Source organism: Actinomyces faecalis, from assembly GCF_013184985.2.
GTDB lineage: Bacteria > Actinomycetota > Actinomycetes > Actinomycetales > Actinomycetaceae > Actinomyces > Actinomyces faecalis.
This window is the reverse complement of record NZ_CP063419.1, coordinates 1-3,071: the sequence shown is the minus strand read 5'-3', so window position 1 is coordinate 3,071 and position 3,071 is coordinate 1. Positions and strand designations below refer to the sequence as shown.

The following is a 3,071-nucleotide window of genomic DNA, read 5'->3' as shown; positions in this document are numbered from 1 at the left end:
TTCTTGACGGTAGTTGGTACGTTGTACCTACGAAACGCAAGCGCCGAAAGGAGAAAAAATTGGCGCGCCGTCAGCAGCGAATCATTCTGGGCGAGGTCGAGGCACGCGCGGTCTTTCGCGTGTCTACCTATGACGAGGAGGCCGGCCAGTGGGACTGGGCCGAGCGGGATGGACAGCCCCGATGGGCAGTTGACGTGATCCTGCCTGCCGAGCCGGATCAGCCGGGGGAGCCTGGCCCTCATCAGCGGGATGAGGTCATCACAGTCAAGCTCGACGAGGAGCCAGAGGACGTTGACCCCGGCGATGTGATCGTGCTCGAGGGAGCGATGGTTGGGGCGTGGGCGTCTGGCGGGCAGTCGGGCTTGTACTACACGGCCCGCCGAGCCGTGAGCGTGGAGGAGTGAGGTGACCCGAAGGGTTGTTCTCGCTATGACGGATGAGCCACGGGATCGGTCTCAGTCTCACCATCGGCTGGTAGTGATGATCAGCCAGGAGCAATGGCAGTGGCTGAGGGCCTGGGCATATCGAGAGGGGTCGCTGATCTCGCCGCTGGTTCGCCAGGTACTAGACGAGGTCATGAGGGATCAGCAGCGCCGCGAGGCCGAGGAAGCAGCTCAGCGCCGAGCCGTTGATGAGGCGCTAGAGGGGTCACGGCTGATTCGACAGTCGCCCGAGTGGGCGGAACTGGTTGAGCTGCGAAAGCAGGTGCCTAAACCTGACGACGCACCGACGCGCTTCCCAAACCCAGTGGGCCTAGGGCGCTAGCGTCCAAGGCAGGAAATCGAGAAAGCCCCGGACTCCATAACTGGGGCCCGGGGCTTTCTCACGAAACACAAGCACCGACAAGGGTTGCCGCCCTGTGACGTCGATGCTGAACAACCTGGTGAAGAGGTCGATCAACATGAGTGTAGGGCTGGTGAGAGGGCCGTCAAGGGACGGCGCGCCAGCGCGCCCCGCGCAGGCGCAGCCCAAGCCGCGCGCCAGCGCGGCGAAGGGCGAAGCCGCGCGGCTTGGTAAAGACGCGAATAACTCTTCCCCCCGTGCTCAGCGATACGACCTTAGGCGCGGCATTCAGCGGTTTACTGACCTTGAGCGGGTTCGCAAATGTGGTCGATGCTCCCGGGGTGAAGGCGACCTTGTATCGCTGAGGTCAGCCGATGACGGATCAGGCGCAGGCTGGGGAAATCTGACGACCTGCGGCAGCGTGTGGGCATGCCCGGTGTGCTCAGCCAAGATCGCAGCGCGTCGAGCATCGGATCTAGCGGGCGTGCTGGCGAAGGCTGATTCCGAGGGGTTGCGGGTCTCCATGCTGACCCTGACCATGCGGCACCGGAAAGGGCAAAGGCTCGCGGACCTCTGGAAGGCCCTGGGGCATGCGTGGTCAAAGGTGACCTCGGGCAAGCAGTGGACTCGTGAGAGGGATGATCTCGGGCTAGTTGGCTGGGCGAGGGCCGTTGAGGTCACCCACGGCAAGCACGGTTGGCATGTCCACGTGCACGCGGTGTTCGTGACTGAGGTTGACCCGCACGAGACCACGGCACCGGCTCAGGTGTGGGGCCGTTGGGTTCGAGCACTGGGCAGGCATGGTCTGGATGCGGTAGCAGACTCCGGCGGCATGGACTGGCAGACTGCATGCCCCGGCGACGCCGCCACTATGGGGCAGTACGTCGCCAAAATGGGCACGGCCACTTCGCCGAGTGACCTTGCCGCTGAGGCCACGCTAGGCGCGTTCAAAAAAGCGCGCGGGGAGAACCGGACCCCGTTCCAGATTGCGGCCTCGGTCAATGAGACCGGCGACGCCGATGACCTGGACCTCTGGCACGAGTTCGAGCGAGTCAGCCACAACCGGCGAGCTCTGACCTGGTCCCGGTCTCTACGCGAGTTCGGCAAGGTTGAGGACATTACAGACGAGGAGATTGCGGCCGAGGAGGCCGGCGACAAGGTTCAGGCATGGATCGCTATCGAGGACTGGAGGGCGACGGTCTACGAGCGAGCCGCTGAAGTGCTCGACGTGTGCGAGGCCGGCGGCGTTGGGGCTGCACTGGCTCTACTGACTGCCTGGGGTGTGCCCTACGTCCGCCCTGAAAACCCCCTGCCTTCCGGTCGGTCGCCGTCGGCAGGAGCCGTTTAGCCGCGCCCGGTGGGGTCCGGGGCTGTGAGGTCCCGCATGCCGGGGCTAGGCACCCATGCGCTACCTAGAGTTTTTAGCGGCCTGGTGTGCAGGCCCCGGCGTGGGGGACCTCATGGCTCTGGGCCCTGCCGGGTGTGGCAGGCTCACCCGCCGACGACGGCAGAACGGAAGGCAGGCCCCTGCCTTTTGGGAGGGAGCCTGAGGCCCGCCAGCGGCTAGCGTGCCCGTAGGACGTGCCAGGCAATCGAGGGGACCAGGCTTAGCGCCAGGACTAACCAGCCGGCCCAGTCCTGGACCAGGTACAGCCAGGCTCCGACGGTGAGTAGGAATACGACGGACGGCCACAGCACGTACAGCGCAAGCCCGATAGGGAGGCCGATCATCACTCCAAGTGCCTTCATTTCTTCGTCTCCTTGGCTGGGTTGATTAGCTGCTCTGTGAGCCAGACGCCGGGTGCGGGCCTGGCGTCGATCCTGTACGGACGGTTGCGCCAGGCGTCGGCGGTCTGACGGCTGATTCCGGTTGCGGTGGCGACGTCGGTCGGCCCCATGTCGGCATATCCAGCAGCACTGGGCGTGCTGGCGATCTGGGCGGCTAGCTGCGTGAGCGTCTTGATCGCTTCGTCCAGCTCAGACAGCGCGCCCAGCAGGTTCGCGGCATAGGCGCGCCTCCCCATCGGGTCATCGTTGAGCGCGTCCGGGTATGCCTCTAGCCGCCCTTTGCACTGATCGAGCCACTGCACGGCGCAGCCCTTGACTGCGGTCAGGGTCACGACGTCGGTCGCAGGCACGATCTCCTGGGGCTGGCCGTAGTCGACGGCGGTGATGTCACGCTTCTTGACGTTCTGGGTGTCGCGTTTCTTGACGCTGCGAGGGGTCATAAACCCGATGTTAGGGCACTTGACGTCAAATGTCTCGCCAGTTGTCAAATTGTGTCGCGC

At 64.7% G+C, this 3,071-nt stretch carries 4 protein-coding genes; 2 read left to right on the top strand and 2 right to left on the bottom strand.

Annotation, left to right across the window (positions count from 1 at the left end; genetic code table 11):
- Positions 1-59 precede the first annotated feature (59 nt).
- Together HRL51_RS11565 and HRL51_RS11560 are read left to right on the top strand one after the other, a co-directional pair.
- Positions 60-404: a hypothetical protein gene (locus HRL51_RS11565; protein ID WP_194256554.1), complete on the top strand. Its 345-nt coding sequence runs from the start codon at positions 60-62 to the stop codon at positions 402-404.
- 464 nt (positions 405-868) lie between these two features.
- Entirely contained in the window at positions 869-2,131 is a 1,263-nt protein-coding gene (locus HRL51_RS11560; RefSeq protein WP_342355664.1) for a protein rep, read from the top strand.
- A 215-nt stretch (positions 2,132-2,346) separates the two neighbouring features.
- Here HRL51_RS11560 and HRL51_RS11555 read toward each other — a convergent pair whose 3' ends face one another.
- Positions 2,347-2,532, bottom strand: a complete 186-nt coding sequence (locus tag HRL51_RS11555) for a hypothetical protein (protein WP_194256556.1) — start codon at positions 2,530-2,532, stop codon at positions 2,347-2,349.
- Entirely contained in the window at positions 2,529-3,011 is a 483-nt protein-coding gene (locus HRL51_RS11550; RefSeq protein ID WP_194256555.1) for a hypothetical protein, read from the bottom strand. Before HRL51_RS11550 ends, HRL51_RS11555 begins: the two co-directional genes overlap by 4 nt.
- Positions 3,012-3,071: the final 60 nt, after the last annotated feature.